Source organism: Mesorhizobium sp. M2A.F.Ca.ET.067.02.1.1 (assembly GCF_004023285.1).
Lineage (GTDB): Bacteria > Pseudomonadota > Alphaproteobacteria > Rhizobiales > Rhizobiaceae > Mesorhizobium.
Map to the genome: position 1 here is coordinate 1 of NZ_RZSB01000503.1, position 4,453 is coordinate 4,453.

Sequence of the window (4,453 nt, forward strand, 5' to 3'; positions counted from 1 at the left end):
TCTTAGCGCTGTCCATCTCACGGCCGATGGTCTCGGCGACGGACAGCACATATTTCAGATCGGCCGAGCCGTCCTCACCGGGCGGCGTGCCGACCGCGATCATCTGGATCCGGCCATGCCTGACCGCCGCTGCCGCATCCGTGGTGAAGCGGATGCGGCCGGCCGCGTGGTTTTCCTTGACGAGGCTTTCGAGGCCCGGTTCGAAAATCGGGATCAAGCCCTGGTTGAGCCGCTCCACCTTCTTCTCGTCGATATCGACGCACACCACTTCATGGCCGACCTCGGCCAGCACAGCCGCCTGGACGAGACCGACATAGCCAATCCCAAACACCGTCAAATTCATTTGGTTCTATTCCTGTCAAAGGCCGGGCCACAAAGCGGCCCGGCTGGTTCAGATGTTCCCAGGCCCAACGGCCTGGCTGGTTCGCATGATCTTACCCGAAAACCGGTTCCCACTTTTGGGGATCATGATTGGTTATTTCCGCATGATCCCCGAAACCGGGTGCCACTTTCGGGGATCATGCTCAGTTGCTGTTACTTATGCTGCATGCCAGCGATTCCGGAAACTGGCATGGCTGGCCCAAAGCGGTGAACGCGACGCGCTTGACCTGCATGGTGACCTTGCTGCCCGGGTCGACGAAGGCGCCCATCCAATTGGTCAGCTTGTCGCTGCCCCAGAGGCTGAAGAAGATTTTCTGCGAGTGGGTAGGCAGCTCGTTCGGGTTGGTCACCTCATGGACAAGCTTGCCGTTGACGTACCAGCGCAGCCTGTCCTTCTCCCAGACGAAGCCGTAGTCGTTGAAGCCCTTGTCGGCGCCGCCCGCGACGTCGACCAGCTTGGCGTTCTTCGGCTTGCCCTGGATGTAGCTGTTGACCTGCACTTTCGACGGGTCCTTGGTGAGGACCTCGAAGTCGATCTCGTCCCAGGGCTGTTTGTCCTGCGGGCCGATATAGGAGAAGAAGGCGGCGTTGAGCCCGGAGCCGGTGCCGGTCTTCATCCGCGCCTCGTAGACGCCGTAGCCGTAGCGCTGCTTGGTCTGGATCTCGGCGCAGGCGAACTCGCGGTCCTTCAGCTTGCGCTTTTCGAAGCTCAGCGACAGCACGCCATCGGAAAGCCGCACGAGATCCTTCGACCAGGTGCAGTTCTGATGGGCGCCATTGGTCCAGCCGTCCGAGACGAACCAGCGGGACTGACTGAAATTGGAGAAATTGTCGACGAAGGACGGCGCGCTTTTCAGCTCTGGTTGGGTCCCTTGCGCATGCGCGGGATGCAGGGTCGCCACGACTGCAAACAGGACGCTGGCCGCGCCGAACCGCAGGCCGGCTAATCCACTCCCCGGCGCATGCGACATCTCGCAAGCCGCCACGGTGGAGGGGTTGTTGGGATCTGCATTCATAACAAACTCACCTTGTGTTGTTCCGCCCCAACCCAAAGTCATTCTTGGCTCGAGCGAGCGAGCCGCCTCTGATCCTGCGCCCTTTTGAACTCCTCTAGTGCCTCGTACCGATGACGGCGCTTGCGGCCGCCGTCAGCCTCTTGCCGCGGACTGCGAAGCAGACCGATCGGCGCCATCCTCGACAATCGCGTCGAGCGAACGGCGCAGTTCCTTCACCAGGCCTTTCTGGCGAGCGAGCTCCGCAATGCGCCGCTCGCAGTTCAGGATCGAGTTGGTCATCGCGCTGACATCCGATCCCTTGCTCGCCGATGCCGAACCATTCTCCATCGCCTCGACCAGGAAGGCCGCGTTGGCTGCCGTCGATCTGTAGCGATTCTCCAAACCCGTTTTCTCCGTCTCGATCTCGGCCGCGATCTGATCGAACAGCTTCGCAAGCCGGTCGAAACGCTGGAGATCGGTCTGCCGGTCGCGAGCCGGATCCCGGGATCTGAAGCCAAAAATCGAAGCCATCTTGCCGGCCTTTCGAAATTGCTGCATTGCAGCATAGACTGCCACCCCCGCGGCGACTAGGCAACATCATAGTTTTGCGAATGCGGATTTTTTGAGGGCTGCGGCTTCCGGGGCGATACGGAATCACTCGTTTGCGGCGCTGCTTGCCGCCATCAGGAAGCGCATCGGCGGAACTTGCTGCCTTGGAGCAATGCCGGTGCGGCGGAACAGCGCGTCGAGCTTGTCGGTGGCGACGCCGCGAACGATCGGGAACAGATTCGACTGGCTGGCGAAGGCGTAAGCCGCGGCCGACGCCAGGCCACGCTCGGCTTTCACGTCGAGGAAGTTGCGCAGCCGGTATTTGTCGCGGACATGACGCTCATGGCGCCGCAACGCCGCTTTCGAGCGCTCGGGAAGATTGTCGATCTGAAGCAATGCCAGATCGGCATCGGCAAGGCGCTTCAGATCCTGCGTCCTGTGGCGGCCGCTCAGCGAATCGGCGCGCACGATCGCGCCATAGCCGCAGGACTTGATAATCTTGAAGCGCGCCCCGCGGGCGACTGCGCGCGCATAGAGCTCGTAGTCTTCGCCAAGACGCAGGTTTTCATCGTAAGTCAGCCCGTGCCGTTCGAGGAAGGCCCGGCTGATCACCGGCTTGAGGAAGCCGAGCTCGCCACGCAGGACGCGGCGCCGCGAGATGTTGCCGTCGATGAAGCGCTCGAAATCGAGGAATTCCGGGTCGGCGGCGAAAGGCGGCGCGGCGACCCTGGCGAGGTCGGGCGCGGCGTCGTCGCGGATCAGCATGATGTTGTCGGCGGCGAAATCCCAGTCGGCGGCGGCGAAAAGCCGGCGAAAGCGGCCTTCGAGGAAGAAATCGTCGGCGTCGAGGATGCTGATGAAGGGCGATCTGGAGGCCTGGATGGCGATGTTGCGCGCGGAGGAAGGACCGCGATTGACGTCGAGGCGGATGACGGCAAGCCGGCCGCTGCCGTCGTCGGCGGCCAAGGCCACATCGCGGGTGTTGTCGGTGGAAGCGTCGTCGACCACGACGACTTCGGCGACTTCCGTCTCGCGCAGCGCCGAGGCGATGGCGACGGGAATCGTCCGCGCCGCGTTGCGCGCGGCGATGATGACGCAAACCGCCGGGCTCGTCACTGGCGTCGTCAGGGGCATGGGTTCACCTTTCGCTTGCATGGGTGGCTGTCCCGCCCGTGATCTTGATCGTGCCGCCCGGCGCCCGCGCGACGGCGGCCGGCCGCTCGAAGATGCGCCGGCTGAGGTCGGCGGAGGCGGCCCAGCCGGCCTCCGCCAGATAACGGACGGGCTCGTGGCCGCACAGTTCCCACAGCACATGGCGGCGCTGCGGCCAGCGCAGCGAGGCAAGCCAGGGCGCGATCACCATGTGGAAGAGGTCGGCATTGCCGATGCGCGCCAGGATGCGAGCGGCGCGATCCGACAGCAGCGTGCAGCTGGCGCCAAGCAGCACGTCGGCGGCGCGCAGCCCGAGAAGCAGCGTGTCCGCAAGGCCCTGCTCGGCGGCGTGATCGAGCACCATCTGCTGCTCGGCCTCACTCAGCCGGCTGGCGCTGGCCCGGACATCGCAGACATAGCCGGCGCAAGGCTCGCGGTTGAAAAAGGCCTTGGCGACGCTGATCGACGACAAAAGCAAGGTGTCGGCCGCCGAGATGATCGGCATGGCCGCGCCGGCCACTTCGACCTCGCGCTTGCGGCGCAGGAAGCCGTCTATGTCGCGCGGGCTCGGCGAACCCGGCTGCTGCAGCCGATGATGGAGGTCGACCGTCGACGCTCTCGCGCCGTCCTCGCGGACCATGTGCTGCTCGCCGAGGAAGCGCACCCACCAGACCGAGCGCGACTTGCCGGCAACCTCATAGCCGATGGTCCGCAACGCCGCGCGCGCCTCGGCGAAGCTCGCCGGCGAAACCAGTATGTCGACATCGCCGGAAGGCTTCATGAAGTGATCGCCATAGAGCCTGTGTTGCTGGAGCGGTCCCTTGAGGAAGACGAAATCGATCCGCCTGTCGCGAAGCACGCGATCGATGGCCACCGAATCGCCGATGCAGGCGGCGTTCATCGACATGGTGCGCCGCCGATAGCCGTCGAGCCAGCCGGGCAAACCGGGAGGCGCCGCGCCGGCAGGAGCACGCGCGAGCGCCTTGAGCATGAACACGCCGACCTTGTTCAGCCTTGCGATGTCGGCGACATGAGCCGCCGAGATTGCCGGCGCAGGCATATCCGCCTGAGCGTCGGCGGCGTCGACGCCGGGGGCGAAAAACAGCCTCAGGCAGGCCTGCACAAAGGCGACTTCGTCGGCACAGCCAGCGGCGCGCAGCCTTTCATACGAGCCATCCTGCATCGCCATGCCCGATGTCGCTCTCCGCAAAAAAGCCGCCCGCGCGATCTATACCGCACTTGCGAAGAAAACCACCGGAAAAATTAGCACCACCGTCCAAGAGGCGGCTAAAGCAGGTTCAACTCCACAACCCAAGCGTTTAAAATCGCACACACTTAATCACTTTTGAAGACAAGCCTCCGGGACGATGCTGCGT

The 4,453-nt window shown here is 63.9% G+C and carries 6 protein-coding genes; 1 reads left to right on the top strand and 5 read right to left on the bottom strand.

Going from position 1 to position 4,453, the window contains the following annotated elements; translation table 11 throughout:
- The 5 genes from EOA28_RS26130 to EOA28_RS26150 form a co-directional block, all read right to left on the bottom strand.
- Nucleotides 1-343: 3-hydroxyacyl-CoA dehydrogenase NAD-binding domain-containing protein (locus tag EOA28_RS26130; RefSeq protein ID WP_148670857.1), on the bottom strand; the 343-nt coding region annotated here is incomplete at its 3' end.
- A gap of 181 nt (nt 344-524) precedes the next feature.
- Entirely contained in the window at nt 525-1,352 is an 828-nt protein-coding gene (locus tag EOA28_RS26135; protein WP_145964954.1) for a family 16 glycosylhydrolase, read from the bottom strand.
- Between the two features lie 177 nt (nt 1,353-1,529).
- Nucleotides 1,530-1,907 carry a hypothetical protein gene (locus tag EOA28_RS26140; protein WP_095817674.1) on the bottom strand — a complete coding sequence of 126 codons (378 nt, stop codon included), beginning with the start codon at nt 1,905-1,907 and terminating at the stop codon, nt 1,530-1,532.
- A gap of 123 nt (nt 1,908-2,030) precedes the next feature.
- Nucleotides 2,031-3,059, bottom strand: coding sequence for a glycosyltransferase family 2 protein (locus tag EOA28_RS26145; protein WP_126079796.1), 1,029 nt, complete (start codon nt 3,057-3,059; stop codon nt 2,031-2,033).
- A 4-nt stretch (nt 3,060-3,063) separates the two neighbouring features.
- Nucleotides 3,064-4,266: a nucleotidyltransferase family protein gene (locus tag EOA28_RS26150; RefSeq protein ID WP_127249360.1), complete on the bottom strand. Its 1,203-nt coding sequence runs from the start codon at nt 4,264-4,266 to the stop codon at nt 3,064-3,066.
- Between EOA28_RS26150 and EOA28_RS39605 the strand changes: the two genes are divergently transcribed.
- Entirely contained in the window at nt 4,265-4,426 is a 162-nt protein-coding gene (locus EOA28_RS39605; RefSeq protein ID WP_189342639.1) for a hypothetical protein, read from the top strand. The two genes, EOA28_RS26150 and EOA28_RS39605, sit on opposite strands and share 2 nt — an antisense overlap.
- Nucleotides 4,427-4,453 lie beyond the last annotated feature (27 nt).